Genomic DNA, 17911 nt, shown 5'->3' with positions numbered 1-17911 from the left:
GACTGGGTATTAGTCGAATGATACGTCATCTCTCCGACATCCGGTCCTGGAATCTTATGACGATCTGCGAGCAAAGCCTGTCAAAACCCTCGGATTTGCCGGTGTATCTGAAACTGGCGGTGGTCACCATGGTGTGGGGTGGCACCTTCGTTGCCGGTCGCTATCTGGCTGGCGGCCTCAGCCCGTTACTGGCGGCCAGCCTGCGGTTTCTGCTGGCCAGCGTGGCGTTGCTGCTGTTTATACGCATGGCGCGGACACCGCTGGTCCGGCCTAGCGTCCGGCAATGGCTGCAGTTGTTATTGCTTGGCTTTTTCGGGATCTTTTTTTACAACCTGTGCTTCTTTTATGGCCTGCATTTCATCAACGCTTCACGGGCGTCCTTGATCGTGGCGTTGAATCCGGCGGTGATCGGCCTGGCCTCCTGGCTGCTGTTCAAGGAGCGCTTGAACCGGGCCAAAGTCGTCGGCATTGCGATCTGCATGGCGGGCGCGAGCATGGTGATCGTCAGTCGCGACCCGCAATTACTGGCCGGCGGTGCCGATACCTGGCTCGGCGATCTGCTGATTTTCGGTTGCGTCCTCGGCTGGGGTGTCTACTCGCTGTTCTCCAAAGAGCTGAACCACACCCTGGGACCGGTGCAAACCGTGACCTATTCGATCCTGCTGGGCACCGTCATGCTCTGGATGGCCTGCATCATGCGCGGTGAGGTGAGTGTTACCGCGATCGCCCATCTGGGTGCGCAGCAATGGTTGAGTCTTTTGTACCTGGGGGTACTGGGTTCGGCGCTGGCTTACATCGGCTACTACGACGGCATCCGCAAAATCGGTGCGACCCGTTCCGGGGTGTTCATTGCCTTGAACCCGCTGACAGCGGTGATCCTTGGCGCGCTGCTACTGGATGAGCCGCTGACGCTGGCCATGTGCCTGGGTGGCGGGCTGATACTGGCGGGAATTTTCCTCTGCAACAAACCCCTTGCGCGGGCCAGGAAAAAGGGGATTTTATACAGAAGGCGGACAAACTGATTTACGCTGTGTAGAATCGGTTTACGCATACAATAATAATCGTCTTCTGGCAGCAGAAGCCTCGCCCGCAAGAGCCTTGGGTCGACAATGAAGATATTCGGGTTTCAACTGATCTACGGTGACTTTCTCGCCCGCAGTGTGCGGGGCATCTCCTGTGCGCCACCCACCGGTCTCAGCATTGCTTACAACTAACCTTTGTTAATTGATAAAAGAATGATGAGGCGCCGACCATGGCAGATTTATACGAAAACCCAATGGGCCTGATGGGCTTTGAATTCATCGAGCTCGCATCGCCGACCCCGAACACCCTGGAGCCGATCTTCGAGATCATGGGCTTCACCAAGGTGGCGACCCACCGTTCCAAGGACGTGCACCTCTATCGCCAGGGCGCGATCAACCTGATCCTCAACAACGAACCCCACAGCGTGGCCTCGTACTTCGCGGCCGAGCACGGTCCGTCGGTGTGCGGCATGGCGTTTCGCGTCAAGGATTCGCAAAAGGCCTACAAGCGTGCCCTGGAACTCGGCGCCCAGCCGATCCACATCGAAACCGGCCCGATGGAGCTGAACCTGCCGGCGATCAAAGGCATCGGCGGTGCGCCGCTGTACCTGATCGACCGTTTCGGCGAAGGCAGCTCGATCTATGACATCGACTTCGTGTTCATCGAAGGTGTGGACCGCCATCCGGTCGGTGCCGGCCTGAAGATCATCGATCACCTGACCCACAACGTGTATCGCGGTCGCATGGCCTACTGGGCCAACTTCTACGAGAAGCTGTTCAACTTCCGCGAAATCCGCTACTTCGACATCAAGGGCGAGTACACCGGCCTGACCTCCAAGGCCATGACCGCACCCGATGGCATGATCCGCATCCCGTTGAACGAAGAATCGTCCAAGGGCGCCGGGCAGATCGAAGAGTTCCTGATGCAGTTCAACGGCGAGGGCATCCAGCACGTTGCGTTCCTGTCCGATGACCTGATCAAGACCTGGGACCACCTGAAAAGCATCGGCATGCGCTTCATGACCGCGCCGCCGGAAACCTACTACGAAATGCTCGAAGGCCGTTTGCCGAACCACGGCGAACCGGTGGACCAACTGCAGGCACGGGGCATTTTGCTGGACGGCTCGTCCGAGTCGGGCGACAAGCGTCTGCTGCTGCAGATCTTCTCGGAAACCCTGATGGGGCCGGTGTTCTTCGAGTTCATCCAGCGCAAGGGCGACGACGGTTTCGGCGAAGGCAACTTCAAGGCGCTGTTCGAATCCATCGAGCGTGACCAGGTGCGTCGTGGTGTGTTGTCCACTGACTAATCTGTTGACGCTGTAAAAACTGTGGGAGCGGGCTTGCTCGCGAAAGCGGTGTGTCAGTCAGCATTGATGTTGAGTGACACTCCCTATTCGCGAGCAAGCCCGCTCCCACATTTGTTTTGCGTGGGGTTAAGGCCTGCGCTGCCGCACCAGATGCTTGAACCCTTCAAACATCAGCACCAGCACCGCCATCCAGATCGGGATGTACGTCAGCCATTCGCCGGCCTTGATGCTTTCTCCCAGCAGCAACGCCACGCCCAGCAGCAACACCGGTTCGACGTAGCTCAACAAGCCGAACAGGCTGAACGGCAGCAGGCGACTGGCAATGATGTAGATCACCAGTGCCGATGCGCTGATCACGCCGAGCATCGGGATCAACAGCGACAACCATGGATGCTGGTCAAACACACCGAAACCTTGCGCGCCGCTCTGCACGAACCAGAAGGCCACCGGCAGCGTCAATGCCATATCCAGCCATAGCCCGCCGAGGTTGTCCGCCGCCAGCCGTTTGCGCAGGATGAAGTAGGTCGGATAACCAATGCAGACCAGCAAGGTCGCCCAGGAAAAACCACCGACCTGATACACCTCGTTGATCACGCCCAGGCAGGCGAACACCACGGCGATTTTTTGCAGATAGGACAGGCGTTCGCCGTAGGCCAGGCGGCCGGTCAAGACCATGGTCAGCGGCAGCAGGAAATAGCCGAGTGATACGTCGAGGCTGTAGCCGTTGAGCGGTGCCCACATGAACAGCCACAATTGCACGCCGAGCAGGGCAGAGGAGGCGATCAGCGCGCCCATCAGTTTTGGATTGGCCATGGCGCGCCGAACGATCTCCAGCACGCGTTTCCACTCCCCGGACACCACCATGAACACGGTCATGCACGGGACGGTCAGCAGCATGCGCCAACCGAAGATTTCCACGCCACTCAAGGGGGAGAGCAGCGACGTGTAGTAATACATGACGGCAAACAGCACCGAGGCTGAAACCGATAGAGCGATACCTTTAGACAAGCTGTCCTCGCAAGGTTGAAGGTGAAACGGGGGGGAGGATACGTGGTTTTAGCGTCGAATATTGACCAATCAATCAACACGGCCCAACTGTAGGAGCGAGCCTGCTCGCGATAGCGATCTTTCAGCCAACATCTCTGTTGAATGTAGTACCGCCATCGCGAGCAGGCTCGCTCCTACAATGGGTTTTGTGTTGACTCAGGGAGTGCGCGGTTTACGGCCAGACACAAAATGGCTCACATCATTGAACCCCGGTGTCGACGCATGTCCCGGTGTCACCAGCGAATCGATGAACGCCTCGTCCTCGGCCGTGATCTTCACCGCCTGCGCCTTAGTGTAGGCGTCCCATTGCGCTTCGGTACGCGGCCCGACAATGGCCGAGGTAACGGCGCTGTTGTTCAACACCCAGGCAATCGCGAACTCGACGATGCCCACACCGCGTTCCTGGGTGTATCGCTGGATTTGCTGGGCGATGCGCAGGGACTCGACGCGCCATTCGGTTTCCAGGATGCGTTTGTCCTGGCGCCCGGCACGGCTGTCGGCGTCCGGTTTCACATCCGGCGCGTATTTGCCGCTGAGCACCCCGCGCGCCAGCGGGCTGTAGGGCACCACGCCCAGACCGTAGTTTTGCGCCGCCGTGATCTGCTCGCTTTCAGCCTGGCGGTTGACGATGTTGTACAGCGGCTGGCTGATCACCGGCCGGTCAACGCCAAGCTTGTCGGCCACGCGGATGACTTCGGCGATGCGCCAGCCGCGGTAGTTGGACAGACCCCAATAGCGGGTTTTGCCCTGGCGGATCAAGTCGCCGATGGCCGATACCGTGACCTCCAGCGGCGTATTGTGGTCTTCGCGGTGCAGGTAATAGATGTCGAGGTAGTCGGTGCCCAGGCGCGTCAGGCTGGCATCTATACCGTTGAACAGATGCTTGCGGTTCAGGCCGCTGCGGTTGGGGACACCGTCCACGGGACCGAAGCCGACCTTGGTCGCCAGCACCCATTCATGGCGGCGGCTGGCGATGGCCTCGCCGACGATTTCCTCGGAACGGCCGTTGGTGTAGACGTCGGCGGTGTCGATGAAATTGATGCCCTGGTCCCAGGCCTTGTCGATGATTCGCAGGGAATCTTCGGCGCTGGTCTGTTCGCCGAACATCATGGTGCCCAGGGTCAGGGTGGACACCTGCAGACCCGAATGACCCAGCGTGCGGTAGCTCATGAGCAAATCCTTTTACCAGTGGGAAAGGCTCAATCAGATACCAGAATCGCTCTGCGGGGCAAACCGATTTAACTAACAACTCAGATCAAATGTGGGAGCGGGCTTGCTCGCGAAGGCGGAGTATCAGACGACATTTATATTGACTGACACTCCGCCTTCGCGAGCAAGCCCGCTCCCACAGGGGGCTGCGGTGCTTAGGCGCGCAAGGTACGGGTCATGCGCAACGCCAGCAGACTGCCGCAGACAATCACGCCCGCCAGCAGATACAGCGCCGCATCGGTCGAACCGGTGCTGTCCTTGACCCAACCCACCAGGTACGGGCTGAGGAAGCCGGCCATCTGTCCCATCGAGTTGATCAGCGCCAGGCCGCCAGCCGCGGCGCCGGCACTGAGCAGGGCGGTCGGCACCGGCCAGAACATCGGCAGGCCGGTGAGGGCGCCCATGGTGGCGATGGTCAGGCCGAGAATCGCGATGGCCGGGTTGGCGGCGAAGTTCACCGCAATCAGCAGCCCCAGCGCCCCCATCAACATCGGCACCACCAAATGCCAGCGACGTTCCTGGCGCAGGTCCGCCGAACGGCCGACCATCAGCATGAACACCGCAGCCAGCAGGTACGGAATCGCACTGAGCCAGCCGATCACCAGGTTATCGCTGAAGCCCAGGTTCTTGATGATCGATGGCAGCCAGAAGTTGATCGCATAGACGCCACTCTGGATGCAGAAGTAGATCAGGCCGAAGGCCCAGATCGCCGGGTTCTTGAACACCGCCAGCAGCGAATCGGTCGTGGTTTTCGGCTTGTTCGCCAGATCTTCGGCGTGGTCGGCTTCCAGCACCGAGCGCTCGAACGGGGTCAGCCACTTGGCGTTGGCGTAGCTGTCGCTGAGCAGGAAATAAGCCAGCGCACCGAGGATGACGGTGGGAATGCCTTGCAGCAGGAACATCCACTGCCAGCCAGCGAGGCCGCCTTGACCTGCGGCGAAGTGGTTGAGAATCCAGCCGGAGAACGGACTGCCGAGCAGGCCGGAGACCGGGATCGCCGACATGAACAAGGCCATGATGCGGCCACGGCGGAAGGTCGGGAACCACTGCGAGAGGTACAACACAACACCCGGGAAGAACCCGGCTTCGGCCGCGCCGGTGAACAGGCGCAGGGTATAGAACTCGGTCGGCGTGGTGACGAACAGCAGACAGGTCGACAGCGTGCCCCAGGTGATCATCATCAGCGCGATCCAGCGCCGCGGGCCGAATTTGGTCAACGCCAGGTTGCTTGGCACGCCGCACAGTACGTAGCCGATAAAGAAAATGCCGGCGCCTAGGCCGTACACGGTTTCGCTGAACTTCAGCGCGTCTAGCATCTGCAGTTTGGCAAACCCAACGTTTACCCGGTCGAGGTAGTTGAACAGGTAGCAGATGAAAATGAAGGGGATCAAGCGCAGGGTGATGCGCTTGTAGACGGCGTTTTTGTCGTCAGCGATGGCGTCGGACGCTACGGCGCTCTGTGTCATGGCGGCTCTCTCTTTATTATGATTTTTTGCGATGCAAAGGGTAACGTTGATCGCCCAGAGAGTCTCGACCACCCTCAGGGTGGCTGTCTTTGTGCCTGAGCACAGGGTTTGCAACCAAGGCCTGTGCGGGTGAACAACCCGTTCCATCACCGTCTTCAAGGATCACTTGCATGTTCGAACTCGATCACGACCTGGCCCAGGACATCGTCGACCGGGCGATGGCTATCCTGCCGTACAACGTCAACGTCATGGACAGCCAGGGCTTGATCCTGGGCAGCGGCGAGCCGGAGCGGGTCAACACCCGGCATGAAGGCGCGCAACTGGTCCTGGCCAATGGCCGGGTGGTGGAGATCGATGCGCAGACGGCGATTCATCTCAAGGGTGTGCAGCCGGGCATCAACCTGCCGCTGATGCTCGACCAGCGCCTGATCGGCGTACTGGGCATCACCGGCGAACCCGAGCAACTGCGCACTTACGCCGAACTGGTGCGCATGACCGCCGAAATGCTGGTGGGCCAGCGCAATCAGCAGGCCGAACAACAATGGCGGCGCCAGCGCTGCGATGATCTGCTGGCGTTGTTGCTCAGCGAAGCCGGGGATTCTCCGCGACTGGTCGATGAAGCGGCGCAGCTGGGCCTCAAGCCCCAGATGACCCGGGTGCCATACCTGTTCGAATTGGGCCTGGAGCACGCGCCAGGGCAAACCGTCGAGGCCCTCAGCGCCTGGTTGACGACTCGTCACCCCGACAGTTGGTGCGTGAGCTCGGCCAAGACCTCGTTGCTCTGGTGCCGGCCGGCGAGCCAGACGGTCGAGAACGAGCGCTTGCTGGACAAACTCGACGGCCTGGGCTGGAACATCCTGCGCATTGCCGTGGGTGGGCAGGCCGATGGACTTTCGGGCTTGCGTCGCTGCTATCGCCGGGTCGGTGACTTGCTGGCCTACGGGCGCGAGGTGTTGCCGCGCTCCCGATTGCTGACGCTGAACCGCTATCGGCTGCCGGTGATGCTCTGGCGCCACCGCAACGACGACGCCCTCGACGAATTACTCAATCCGCTGCGCAAGGTCATTGCCAGGGACAACAACGGCCAGTTGCTGGCAACCCTGCGCAGCTGGTGCGAACACGACGGCCAGAGCCAGGCCTGCGCCGATGCGTTGGGCATCCATCGCAACAGCCTGCGCTATCGCATGGAGCGGATTGCGGAGCTGAGCGGGGTTGATCCGTTGCGGCTGGACGGCATGCTGGCGTTGTATCTGGGGGTGCAACTGCTGCCCGAGTCAGACTCAATTTCGTGAGCGACAAAATCCCCCTGTGGGAGCGTCTGTCCATAGTCTTTGTGGAAATGAACAATAATCCTCAACACCGCTTGTGCAGCGGCCCGGCGTTATTGTTCATGGCGACTGGCAGCATGTGGACATTGGAACTGGAGAATTCCCATGAAAATCGTGATCGCCCCCGACTCGTTCAAGGACAGCCTCAGCGCTCAAGGCGTGGCCGATGCCATTGCATTGGGATTGGCGCAAGTCTGGCCTGATGCCCAACTGATCAAATGCCCGATGGCCGACGGCGGGGAAGGGACTGTCGAGTCGATCCTGGCCGCGTGCGAAGGCCAGCAGCGCCGCACCGTGGTTCGCGGGCCACTGGGGGCCACGGTGGAAGCCGCGTGGGGCTGGTTGCCGCAGAGCCACACCGCGATCATCGAAATGGCCGAGGCCAGCGGTTTGCAGTTGGTCCCGGTGGCGCAACGGGATGCGTGCATCAGCAGCACCTTCGGTACCGGGCAATTGATCCGCGCCGCACTGGATGCCGGTGCGCAACGGGTGATCCTGGCGATTGGCGGCAGTGCGACCAATGACGGCGGCGCGGGTGCCATGCAGGCCTTGGGCGTGAAATTGCTTGACGCCCAAGGGCAGACGCTGTCACCGGGCGGCCTCGCCCTTGCGCAGTTGGCCCGCGTCGATCTGAGCGAGATTGATCCGCGTCTGGCCCAGGTACGCTTCGACATCGCCGCCGACGTCAACAACCCGCTGTGCGGCCCCCACGGTGCCTCGGCGATTTTCGGCCCGCAAAAAGGCGCCTCGCCCGTGCAGGTCGAGCAACTGGACCGCGCCCTGGGGCACTTTGCCGACAACTGCGCGACCGCCTTGAACAATGACGTGCGCGACGAGCCGGGCAGTGGCGCGGCGGGCGGCCTGGGGTTTGCCGCCAAGGCGTTCCTCGGTGCGCAATTCAAGGCCGGGGTCGAGGTGGTTGCCGAACTCGTGGGCCTGGCCGACGCCGTTTCAGGGGCCGATCTGGTGATCACCGGTGAAGGGCGTTTCGATGCGCAAACCCTGCGCGGCAAGACGCCGTTTGGTGTGGCGCGGGTCGCCCGGGAACACGGCGTGCCGGTCATCGTCATCGCCGGCACCCTGGGCGACGGTTATCAGGCGCTTTATGAGCATGGTGTCGACGCTGCGTTTGCCCTGGCGAGCGGGCCGATGACCCTGGACCAGGCCTGTGCCGAGGCGCCGCGCTTGCTACGTGAGCGGGCGACCGATATCGCTCGTGTCTGGCGGATGGCCGTTCGCTGCGGCTGAGGGTTTTTCACAAAAGCCCCGATGGCAGTTTTGGCGGTGGATTTGAACGCCATGGTGGCGCACTTCGTGATTTGAGATAGGGTTGTGGCTGGGAGCACCCGCGCGACAGGAGACCGACATGCGCTATTCAGCCTTGACCCAACGAATCGCCGGTGACGGAGCGGCGGCCTGGCAGATTCACGATCGAGCGCTGCAATTGCGCGAACAGGGCGTCGACGTCCTGCTGCTGTCAATTGGCGATCCCGATTTCGATACGCCGCAACCCATCGTCCAGGCCGCCATTGCCAGCCTGTTGGCCGGTGATACGCACTATCCTGAAGTGCGCGGCAGTCGAGGGCTGCGCGACAGCATCGCCCGCCGGCACCGGCAACGCAGTGGCCAGGTGGTGGATGACGAGCATGTGATCGTCTTTCCGGGTGCGCAGTGCGCGGTGTATTCGGTGGCGCAATGCCTGCTCGATCCGGGCGATGAAGTGATAGTCGCCGAGCCGATGTATGTGACGTATGAGGGCGTGATCGGCGCTTGCGCGGCCACAGTGGTCCCGGTGCCAGTGTGTCCGCAGAACGGGTTTCGCGTTGACCCGGCGGATGTCGCGGCACGGATCACGGCAAAAACACGCGCCATCTTGCTCAACAGTCCGAACAATCCATCCGGCGCCAGTCTGTCGTTGCCGATCTGGCAGGAGCTGGCGGCGCTGTGCATTCGCCACGATTTGTGGCTGATCAGCGATGAGGTCTACAGCGATCTGCTGTACGAGGGTGAGCACATCAGCCCGGCGAGCCTGCCGGGTATGGCCGAACGGACGGCGACGATCAACAGCCTGTCCAAGTCCCATGCCATGAGCGGTTGGCGGGTGGGTTGGGTGATCGGGCCCAAACCCATGGCCGGGCACCTGGTCAATTTGTCGCTGAGCATGTTGTTCGGCATTCCGGATTTCGTGCAGAACGCTGCGCAGTTGGCGCTGGACCGGGACTTGCCGGAAGTGGCCTCGATGCGCGAAGAGTATCGCCAGCGCCGAGACCTGGTGTGTACAAGTCTGAGCCAGTGTCCGGGCCTCAGGCCGATTCGCCCGGATGGCGGGATGTTCGTGATGGTCGATGTAGGCCAGACCGGGTTGTCGGCCCAGCGTTTTGCCGAACGACTGCTGGAAGACTATGGCGTGTCGGTACTGGCCGGTGAAGCCTTCGGGCCGAGTGCGGCGGGGCATATCCGCATCGGGTTGGTGGTGGATCAGATGAAGCTGGCTGATGCATGCCGGCGGATTGCCTTGTGTGCGACGGATTTGCTGGAGGTGCGGCGGGCCTGAGGTCGTTGTGTTGCATGTGCGGGCCCCATCGTCGGAACGCCGCCCGGAGCAAGCTCGCTCCTACAGGAGTACGCACTCCAATGTGGGAGCGAGCCTGCTCGCGAAAGCTATCTGTAAAACATCTAATCCCTCAAGCCTTCCACGCTTGAGCGTTGACTAAATTGGCCGGCCGTTCACCCGCCAGCGCCGCCAACAGGTTGTCTACCGCACATCTGGCCATGGCCTCCCGAGTTTCATGGGTGGCCGAGCCGATGTGCGGTGTCGCCACCACGTTGTTCAACTGCAACAACGGCGATTCCTGATTCAACGGCTCGCGTTCGAATACATCCAGCCCCGCCGCGCGAATCTGGCCCGCACGCAAGGCTTCGATCAGCGCTGCTTCGTCCACTACCTTGCCCCGTGAAATATTGATGAAAATGGTCTCGGGGCACATCAGGGCGAACTGTTCTGCGCCGATCAGCCCTTCGGTTTCAGCGGTCAGCGGCAACGTCAGGCAAACGAAATCGGCCTGTTGCAACAGCTCCGGCAGGCTTCGATAGCGTGCATTGAACCGCTGTTCCACCGCCGGTTTCGGTGACTGGCTGTGATAAATCACCGGCATGCCAAACCCGAAATGCCCGCGCTGCGCGAGGGCCTCGCCAATGCGGCCCATGCCAATGATGCCCAGGGTTTTACCGTGCACGTCGCTGCCGAAATGCGTGGGGCCGATGTTGCGGGTCCAATTGCCTTCGCGAATCATGTTTGCCAATTCCACTACGCGCCGGGCCGTTGCCAGGATCAGCGCGAAACCGGTGTCGGCGGTGGTTTCTGTCAATACATCCGGCGTGTTGCTGAGCAGGATGCGCCTCTCGGTCAGGTAGTCGATGTCGTAGTTATCGACACCCACCGAGACGCTGGCAATGGCTTGAAGGTTGGGTGCCAGATCGAGCAGTTCTGCATCCAGCTTCAGGCTGGCACCCAGCAAACCATGGGCGCGGGGCAGGGCATCGCGCAGTTTGGCCAGGCCCTGGGCATCAAGGTTTTCGATCAGCGTCACTTCGGTCTGCTCGTGCAGACGAGCCATCAGCAGCGGCGAGAGTTTCTTGTACAGGACGACCTGCTTTTTCATCTTCGGGATCTCAACTTCAATTCAGGAATGTGCCGTTGCGGTGCGCGTTACTGTGGCCGTGGGCCGCTCCCGATCGCTGGCGCCGGGCTTGAGGCAAATGGTCAGCAATACCGAAAACATCAGTGCGCCGCTCATCAACAGGTACGAGGCGCCGGGCGAGCCGGTGGAACTGTTCAGGTAGCCGACCAGATAGGAGCCGCCAAAGGAACCGAGGGCGCCCATGCTGTTGATCAGCGCCATGGCGCCGCCCGCGACGTTGGCCGGGAGGATCTCCGGAATGATTGCGAAGAACGGTCCGTAAGGTGCGTACATGCAGGCGCCGGCAATCACCAGCAGAGTGTAGGACCACCAGAAGTGTTCGGCACCCAAGGCGTAGGAACCATAGAAGGCAATCGAGGCAATCAGTAGTGGCGGCCAGACGAAACGTTTACGTTTTTGCAACTTGTCCGAACCCCAGGACACCAGCAGCATGCCGATCACCGCTGCCAGGTATGGCAGCGCCGACAGCCAGCCGGCCTGGACCATGTCCATTTGCGCGCCGGCCTTGAGGATCGAAGGCAACCACAACACGAAGCCGTACACGCCAATGCTCCAGCAGAAAAACTGCAGTGCCAGGATGATCACTTTGGGTGAGCGGAACGCTTCGGCGTAGTTCTTCACGGCCTTGATGCCAACCTGTTCGGCGGCCAGTGCGCTTTCCAGGTCCTGTTTTTCCTGGTCGTTGAGCCACTTGGCCTGGGACGGACGATCATCGGCCAGGCGCCACCAGATGAATGCCCACAACACCGCTGGCAAGCCTTCGACGATGAACATCCAGCGCCAGCTGTAATGCTGCACCAGATAGCCCGAGACCACCGACATCCACAGCATGGTCACCGGGTTGCCGAGGATCAGGAAGGTGTTGGCCCGCGAACGTTCGGCACGGGTGAACCAGTGGCACAGGTAGATCAGCATCGCCGGCATCACTGCGGCTTCGACCACGCCGAGCATGAAGCGGATGACGATCAGCCAGTAGGCATTGGAGACAATCCCGGTCAACGTCGCCAGGCTGCCCCAGAGGATCAGACTGACGAAAATCAGCTTCTTCACACTGTGTTTCTGCGCGTAGATCGCGCCGGGTACCTGGAAGAAAAAGTAACCGAGGAAGAACAGCGCGCCGAGCATCGACGACAGGCCTGGTGTGATCATCAGGTCCGCGGCCATGCCGGACGCGGCGGCGAACCCATAGTTGGCGCGATCCAGATACGCCAGGCTATAGGTGATGAACACGATGGGCATGATGTACCACCAGCGGCGGGTGGCGAGCGTTGCGGTTTTCATGGTGGTGCTCCTGAGCTTGTTGTTTTTGTCGCAGCAGGTAACGGTTTGAATCTTTGGTGCCTTTACTGGCCTCATCGCGAGCAGGCTCGCTCCTACATTGGATCTACGTTCGACACATATCCCCTGTGGGAGCGGGCTTGCTCGCGAATGGCGGTTTCAAATTCGCTGACCATTTCGGCGCGGGTCGGCAACCCCTCCATATCCCCCCGGCTCTGCACCGCACGGCTGCCAATCCAGTTGGCGCGTTTCACGGCCTCGACAACGCTTTGGTTTTCCAACAGCGCGCTGATCATGCCGACGGCAAAACCATCGCCGGCACCCACCGTATCGACCACTGTTTGCACCGGTACGCCGGCCACGAAACCTTGATCAAGCTGTGTGCGGTAAAAAGCCCCGTGAGGGCCAAGCTTGATCGCCACGGCTTCGGCGCCCTGGTCAAGGTAGAACGCTGCGATGTCGGCCGGGTCTTCGAACCCGCTCAGCAAGCGACCTTCGCTCAACCCCGGCAGAACCCAATGGGCGAGGGCGGCGAGGCGGTTGATCTCGGTGATCATTTGTCGTTCGCTGGCCCACAGGCTCGGGCGCAGGTTCGGGTCGAAGGACACACTGCGCCCGGCCTCGCGCATGCGGGTCATCAACTCGAACGACATCTGCCGCGCCGACTCCGACAGCGCCGGGGGAATGCCGGTGGCGTGCAGGTGTCGGGCCTTGAGCAATTCGGGCACGATCGAGTGCGGCGACAGGTGGCTGGCCGCCGAACCACGGCGGAAGTACTCGACCACCGGATCGCTGCCATCATCGTTGCGTGACTTGAGCTGAAAACCGGTCGGGTGGGCGGTGTCGATGTCGACGTGGCGGCAATCCAGACCTTCCTTCTCCAACGTGTCGACCACGAACCGGCCCAACGAATCGGCACCGACACGGCTCAGCCATGCCACGTTGAAGCCCAGTCGGGAAAGGCCAATGGCGACGTTACCGTCAGCCCCGGCAATGCGTTTGTGGAATGCGCCGACGCTGGCCAGGTCACCCGCCTGTTCGGCGACGAACATCGCCATGGTCTCGCCGAAGGACAGAATATCGATCTCAGACATGAGCACTCTCCAGCTGCGACTGGCCGAGGTGGGCGAGGGCGGTAACGTGCTCGGTGGTCAGTTGCACCAGGTCATCGCCTTGCAGCGGATATTCCGCGGCCCGCATAACGCCTTGGGCCATGTGTCGCAGCAGGTGTTCCCACTGTTGCAAATCGCTGGCAGCGGGTGGGATGGCCACCAGTTTGCCGTCGGCGCGACGGGTCACCGCTTTGCAGTGCACGTAACCGACGTGACGCCCGAGCAAGCGCGCGGCGCTGGCGGCGGACTGGTCCTGCCAATGCCAGTTGCCGATATCGAAGGTCATCTTGATCGGCAGCGTGTGCTGCTCGACGTCCGCGAAAAAGCGCTGGAAGGGTTCAATGCGGCCGCCGTGCAGGGTCTGGTCGTTTTCCACCAGCAACTGCACGGCGCTTTCGCCCAGCAATCGGGCGAGGGTTTGCAGATCGCTGTTGTCGGTGAAATAGCCCAACGAAACTTTTAGCCATTTGGCGCCGAACGCCTGGGCGCGTTGCAGGGCCGTGATCAGTTCGGGATTGGGCCTGGATTGCCCGGCCAGCCATAGCTCCATGGGCGACGAATACACGCTCTGCAGGCCTTCTGCTTGAGTGGCATCGGCCAGTTGAGCGGGGTCCTCGATGGTCAGTAATTCTTCGCGCCACTCAATGCGCGTGGCGCCGGCGGCGGCGAGAATCTCGATGAAGCTGCCCTGGCCGCGTTGACGCACTAGGTCGGCGCCGTAGCTGGAGAGGCTGATGGAAACGGCTGGTTTGTTCATTGTTTTTCTACCTCTGAAACCGGTTTCATTTTTGTTCAAAAAAATATCAGCGCTACTGGGGCCTCTTCGCGAGCAGGCTCGCTCCCACGATGGGCCTGTATTTGCAAATCCACTGTGGGAGCGGGCTTGCCCGCGAAGAGGCCGGAACATTCACCGAGAATTTCCAAGGGTCGACCCTCTAATAATTAAGCGCGCCGAAAAATCCAGCGTCCGCACCGCCCCGTCATCCCCGCGCAACCGCTTGAGCAGACACTCAAACGCACTGGCACCCATCTCGGTGGTCGGCTGCGCGAGGGCGGTAATGCCGCTGCCCACCAACGGGTACCAATCCAGGTCATCGAGGGCGATCAAGCCCACGTCATCGAACAGGTTGCACTTGAGTTCACGCAACGCATGGGTGCTGGCTAGCGCCGCAATCCCGTTCGCGCAAAACAGCGCCTTCGGACCGGGGCCTGGAGTGTCGAGGAAGGATTTCAATTGTGCGGTCAGTTCGCTGCCGGTTTCGATGTGCGTGCCGCGAAGCGCCGGGCGTTGCTCGATTTGCGCCTTGAAGCTGCTGACCCGCTCAATCCGCGAACTGGTGCCATCAAACGGCTCAGTCACCAGCAATACATCGCAATAACCGCGTTCTTCAAGGTGATTAAGGGCCATGTCGATGGCCTGCGGGTTGTTCAGCCCGACCATATCGCTTTCAAGGTGCTCCACCTTGCGATCCACCAGTACCAGGGGCATTTCCCGGTGCAGTTCGTGCAATTCGTCACGATGATGACCGAGGGTGTTCACAATCAGGCCTTCGATGTTGTACGAGCGCAGCAGGGCCAGGTGCTGGCGCTCTTGCTCGTCGTCGCGGTCGGTGTTGCACACCACCAGGCTATAGCCGTGCTGACGGCAGGCGGTTTCCACCCCGTGCATCACGGCAATTGAGTAAGGGTTGCGGATATCGGCCACCAGCATGCCGATCAGGCGGGTGCGCCCGCGTTTCAGACCGCGGGCCATCTGGTTCGGGCGATAGCCGAGCTCGGCAATTGCCTGTTCGATGCGCTGGGCAATGGCATCGGAGAGCAGGGCGCGATCATCGCCAATGAACCGCGAAACGCTGGCCTTGGAGACCTTGGCGTGTTCGGCCACGTCGAGCATGGTCACGCGGCTGCGCTGGGCGGCGGAGAAATCATTCACGGTCTGAAACCTTCTTATTGGATTTATAAGGTCGAGTGCTTCGTGAGATAGCACTGAAACCGGTTTCAGGAGACACCAAAAGCCATTTCGCCGTCAAGCCCCCGGATGGTTGATTGTCGAAAAATGACCGACAAGTGGCCGTCAGACCAGCACGCTCAGCCATGCCGAACCCAGCAGCAACAGGCTCATGCAGCGATTGAAGCGTTGCATGGCACGGGGTGAGCGCAACCAGCGGCTTGAACCGGCGCCGAGCAGCGCCCAGACCGCGAGACATGGCAGGGAAACCAGAAAAAACACCAGGGACAAATACACCACCTGCACTGCGCGATACTCGCCACTCTCGGCGAATACGCTGACTACCGCCAGCGCCATCATCCAGGTTTTCGGATTGACCAGTTGCAGGTTGGCGGCGCCCATCCATCCGAGGCGCGCTTCGCTGTTGCGGGCGGCAATGGCCGTCGCCGGGGCGCTGAAAATCTGCCAGGCCAGATAACTCAGCCACACCACGCCGGCCCATTGCATGACGCTTTGCACGGCGGGCCACGCGGTCAATGATGAACCGATGCCCGTGCCCACCAGCAACACAAGGGTCGCAGCGCTGGCACAGGCGCCGACGATGATCGGCACAGCCGCGACCCACCCGTATCGAGCGCTGTTGCTCAGCACTAGAATATTGGTCGGGCCGGGGGTGATCGAAGCCACGAAGGCAAACAGAAGGAAAGGCAGTAACGTCGGGAACGAGGGCAGCATCGCGGGCTAACTCCGGTGAAGATCAGTGAAGTCGATCTTCACAATCCGCGGGCTTACCTGTCTGGAAGATTTGAGCAGCGTTTGCGGTACAGCGCCGGCGTCAGGCCATAGGCGCGCATGAACCAGCGCCCCAGATGGCTCTGATCGGCAAAGCCCAGCGCCATCGCCACCGCTGCCGGCTGTTCGCCACGGGCCAGCATCCGCCGAGCCGTGGCCAGGCGCAATTGCACCAGATACGCGTGGGGCGCGATGCCATAGGCAGCCTTGAACGCGCGGGTCAGGCGAAAGCGGTCGACGCCGGTAACGGCCGCCAGTTGATCGAGGCCGATGTCGTATTGCGCGTTGGCATGCAGGTATTCCCGGGCTTTCTGCGCCACCCGCGGCAGACGCGGGTCCTGGCCATCGCGGGCGCGCCAGTGCAAGTGGCTGGTCAGGCGCTCGAGCAAACCGTCGAGGGCGGTCTGGCGGACGATCTTCAGTTCACCGCGATGCAGGGTTTCAAACGCCAGGCTGGTGGCCTGGGCCAGGCGCACATCGCTGGCCAGGGTGGCGGCGAAGCTCAGCTGGCTGTTGTCGGGGGCATGATCGAACATGGCGCCGAGTTCGCGCTGCAACCACTGCGGGTCGAGGTACAGCATGCGGTAGGTGAAACCGTCGGCGGTCGGCGCTTCGCCGTCATGGATGTCACCTGGCTCGAGCAGAAACACCTTGCCCGGCGTGCTCTGGTGCCTGGCCCGTCTGCAATTGAATTGCTGGACCCCTTGCTCGGTGACGCCCACCAGATAACTGTCGTGCCAGTGCGGGTCGTAGGCGTGGCCCTCGAAATGCGCGCGCAGGGTCTCGATGCCGGTGTCGGCATCCTGGGCCAGGTCGATCCAGTTGTGAGACGTCATGCTGCACCTGTGGGACGGATTGCCGAACTATTTAACGCCCGCACCGAGGGCTATGCCTAGAACGTTTGTGCAGTCATCAGCCGAACAGGCCGGCGGCGATGTTGATCGAGAACCCGAGAATGGCGGTGTTGAACAGAAAACCGATCAACGACTGCGCCAGCACGATCTTGCGCATGCCCCGGGTGGCGACGCCGACATCCGAGGTTTGCACCGCCACGCCGATGGTGAACGAGAAGTACAGGAAGTCCCAGTAGTCGGGGGTCGTCAGCCCTTCGGCAAAGCGCAGCGCCGGTTCCTTGCCGTCCCAGATGTAATACAGCCGGGCGTAATGCAGGCTGAAGATGACCCCGATCAGCAGCCATGAACCGATGACGGTCAGCGCAGTGAAGCCGTAATGCAAAAGCTTGCGGGTGGTTTCCAGGTCTTTGCTGCCGGCCAGTTCGAAGGTGATCGTCGCCAGGCTGGCCAGTGCCGCAATACACACCAGCGCCAGCACCAGCCCGGCGTTTTCGTCTTCGATTTCGGCGATGCGTTTCACGTCGGTCGCTTTCGAACGCACGGTGAGCCAGACCATCAGCAGCAGGTAGATCCAGACGCCGGCATTCCAGCCGATGAGGATCTTGCTGATGGGCGAATCGGCCGGAACCAGAATGCCCACCGCGATGCCCAGCAGGATGGCGGCGGACAGGCGAGGGTGGGTGCGGGGCAGGACGGACATGGAGGCTCGATGGTTCGGGGCTTTGCAATCACCTTAGCCCAGGTGACCCCAATCTTGAAATCACCGAGATCCCCTTGTGGGAGCGGGCTTGCTCGCGAAAGCGATTTTCCAGCCAACATCAACGTTGAATGTTAAGCAGCCTTCGCG

Annotated in this window: 16 protein-coding genes; 5 read left to right on the top strand and 11 right to left on the bottom strand. The window is 61.3% G+C overall.

What is annotated here, in order from left to right; all coding sequences use genetic code 11:
- Nucleotides 1–56: 56 nt before the first annotated feature.
- Together AC3IT9_RS15175 and hppD are read left to right on the top strand one after the other, a co-directional pair.
- The gene (locus AC3IT9_RS15175) at nucleotides 57–1022 is read left to right on the top strand and encodes a DMT family transporter (protein ID WP_489270247.1); all 966 of its coding nucleotides are present in this window, start codon (nucleotides 57–59) and stop codon (nucleotides 1020–1022) included.
- Between the two features lie 230 nt (nucleotides 1023–1252).
- Complete coding sequence (hppD, locus tag AC3IT9_RS15170) at nucleotides 1253–2329, top strand: 4-hydroxyphenylpyruvate dioxygenase (protein ID WP_057714671.1); 1077 nt, start codon at nucleotides 1253–1255, stop codon at nucleotides 2327–2329.
- Nucleotides 2330–2455: 126 nt separating this feature from the next.
- On the opposite strand, the gene rarD is transcribed toward hppD, so the two are convergent.
- The 3 genes from rarD to AC3IT9_RS15155 form a co-directional block, all read right to left on the bottom strand.
- On the bottom strand, nucleotides 2456–3337 hold the full coding sequence (gene rarD / locus AC3IT9_RS15165) for an EamA family transporter RarD (protein ID WP_489270246.1): 882 nt from the start codon (nucleotides 3335–3337) through the stop codon (nucleotides 2456–2458).
- 195 nt (nucleotides 3338–3532) lie between these two features.
- Nucleotides 3533–4546, bottom strand: coding sequence for an aldo/keto reductase (locus tag AC3IT9_RS15160; protein ID WP_489270245.1), 1014 nt, complete (start codon nucleotides 4544–4546; stop codon nucleotides 3533–3535).
- A 194-nt stretch (nucleotides 4547–4740) separates the two neighbouring features.
- The gene (locus tag AC3IT9_RS15155; protein ID WP_150723703.1) at nucleotides 4741–6051 is read right to left on the bottom strand and encodes an MFS transporter; all 1311 of its coding nucleotides are present in this window, start codon (nucleotides 6049–6051) and stop codon (nucleotides 4741–4743) included.
- Nucleotides 6052–6221: 170 nt separating this feature from the next.
- On the opposite strand from AC3IT9_RS15155, the gene AC3IT9_RS15150 reads away from it, so the two are divergent.
- From AC3IT9_RS15150 to AC3IT9_RS15140, 3 genes are all read left to right on the top strand, one after another.
- Nucleotides 6222–7343, top strand: a complete 1122-nt coding sequence (locus tag AC3IT9_RS15150; RefSeq protein WP_150723704.1) for a sugar diacid recognition domain-containing protein — start codon at nucleotides 6222–6224, stop codon at nucleotides 7341–7343.
- Between the two features lie 141 nt (nucleotides 7344–7484).
- Nucleotides 7485–8627: a glycerate kinase gene (locus AC3IT9_RS15145; protein WP_489270244.1), complete on the top strand. Its 1143-nt coding sequence runs from the start codon at nucleotides 7485–7487 to the stop codon at nucleotides 8625–8627.
- Between the two features lie 118 nt (nucleotides 8628–8745).
- Nucleotides 8746–9933 (top strand): pyridoxal phosphate-dependent aminotransferase, encoded by a 1188-nt coding sequence (locus AC3IT9_RS15140; RefSeq protein WP_423504428.1) that lies wholly within the window; start codon nucleotides 8746–8748, stop codon nucleotides 9931–9933.
- Nucleotides 9934–10063: 130 nt separating this feature from the next.
- Here AC3IT9_RS15140 and AC3IT9_RS15135 read toward each other — a convergent pair whose 3' ends face one another.
- From AC3IT9_RS15135 to AC3IT9_RS15100, 8 genes are all read right to left on the bottom strand, one after another.
- Nucleotides 10064–11041, bottom strand: a complete 978-nt coding sequence (locus AC3IT9_RS15135) for a 2-hydroxyacid dehydrogenase (protein WP_150723707.1) — start codon at nucleotides 11039–11041, stop codon at nucleotides 10064–10066.
- A 21-nt stretch (nucleotides 11042–11062) separates the two neighbouring features.
- Nucleotides 11063–12361, bottom strand: coding sequence for an MFS transporter (locus AC3IT9_RS15130; RefSeq protein ID WP_095053644.1), 1299 nt, complete (start codon nucleotides 12359–12361; stop codon nucleotides 11063–11065).
- A gap of 92 nt (nucleotides 12362–12453) precedes the next feature.
- Nucleotides 12454–13452 (bottom strand): sugar kinase, encoded by a 999-nt coding sequence (locus AC3IT9_RS15125; RefSeq protein ID WP_489270243.1) that lies wholly within the window; start codon nucleotides 13450–13452, stop codon nucleotides 12454–12456.
- The gene (locus tag AC3IT9_RS15120) at nucleotides 13445–14227 is read right to left on the bottom strand and encodes a sugar phosphate isomerase/epimerase family protein (protein ID WP_489270242.1); all 783 of its coding nucleotides are present in this window, start codon (nucleotides 14225–14227) and stop codon (nucleotides 13445–13447) included. The genes AC3IT9_RS15125 and AC3IT9_RS15120 overlap by 8 nt, the downstream gene beginning before the upstream one ends.
- A gap of 150 nt (nucleotides 14228–14377) precedes the next feature.
- Entirely contained in the window at nucleotides 14378–15403 is a 1026-nt protein-coding gene (locus AC3IT9_RS15115) for a LacI family DNA-binding transcriptional regulator (RefSeq protein ID WP_489270241.1), read from the bottom strand.
- Nucleotides 15404–15544: 141 nt separating this feature from the next.
- Nucleotides 15545–16153, bottom strand: a complete 609-nt coding sequence (locus AC3IT9_RS15110; RefSeq protein WP_489270240.1) for a LysE family translocator — start codon at nucleotides 16151–16153, stop codon at nucleotides 15545–15547.
- Between the two features lie 53 nt (nucleotides 16154–16206).
- On the bottom strand, nucleotides 16207–17046 hold the full coding sequence (locus AC3IT9_RS15105; protein WP_489270239.1) for an AraC family transcriptional regulator: 840 nt from the start codon (nucleotides 17044–17046) through the stop codon (nucleotides 16207–16209).
- 76 nt (nucleotides 17047–17122) lie between these two features.
- Nucleotides 17123–17764, bottom strand: a complete 642-nt coding sequence (locus tag AC3IT9_RS15100; protein WP_489270238.1) for a DUF1345 domain-containing protein — start codon at nucleotides 17762–17764, stop codon at nucleotides 17123–17125.
- Nucleotides 17765–17911: the final 147 nt, after the last annotated feature.

Source organism: Pseudomonas sp. KH_046_1 (assembly GCF_057839025.1).
The sequence above is the reverse complement of the archived record's forward strand: the minus strand, read 5'-3'. Positions and strand labels throughout refer to the sequence as shown.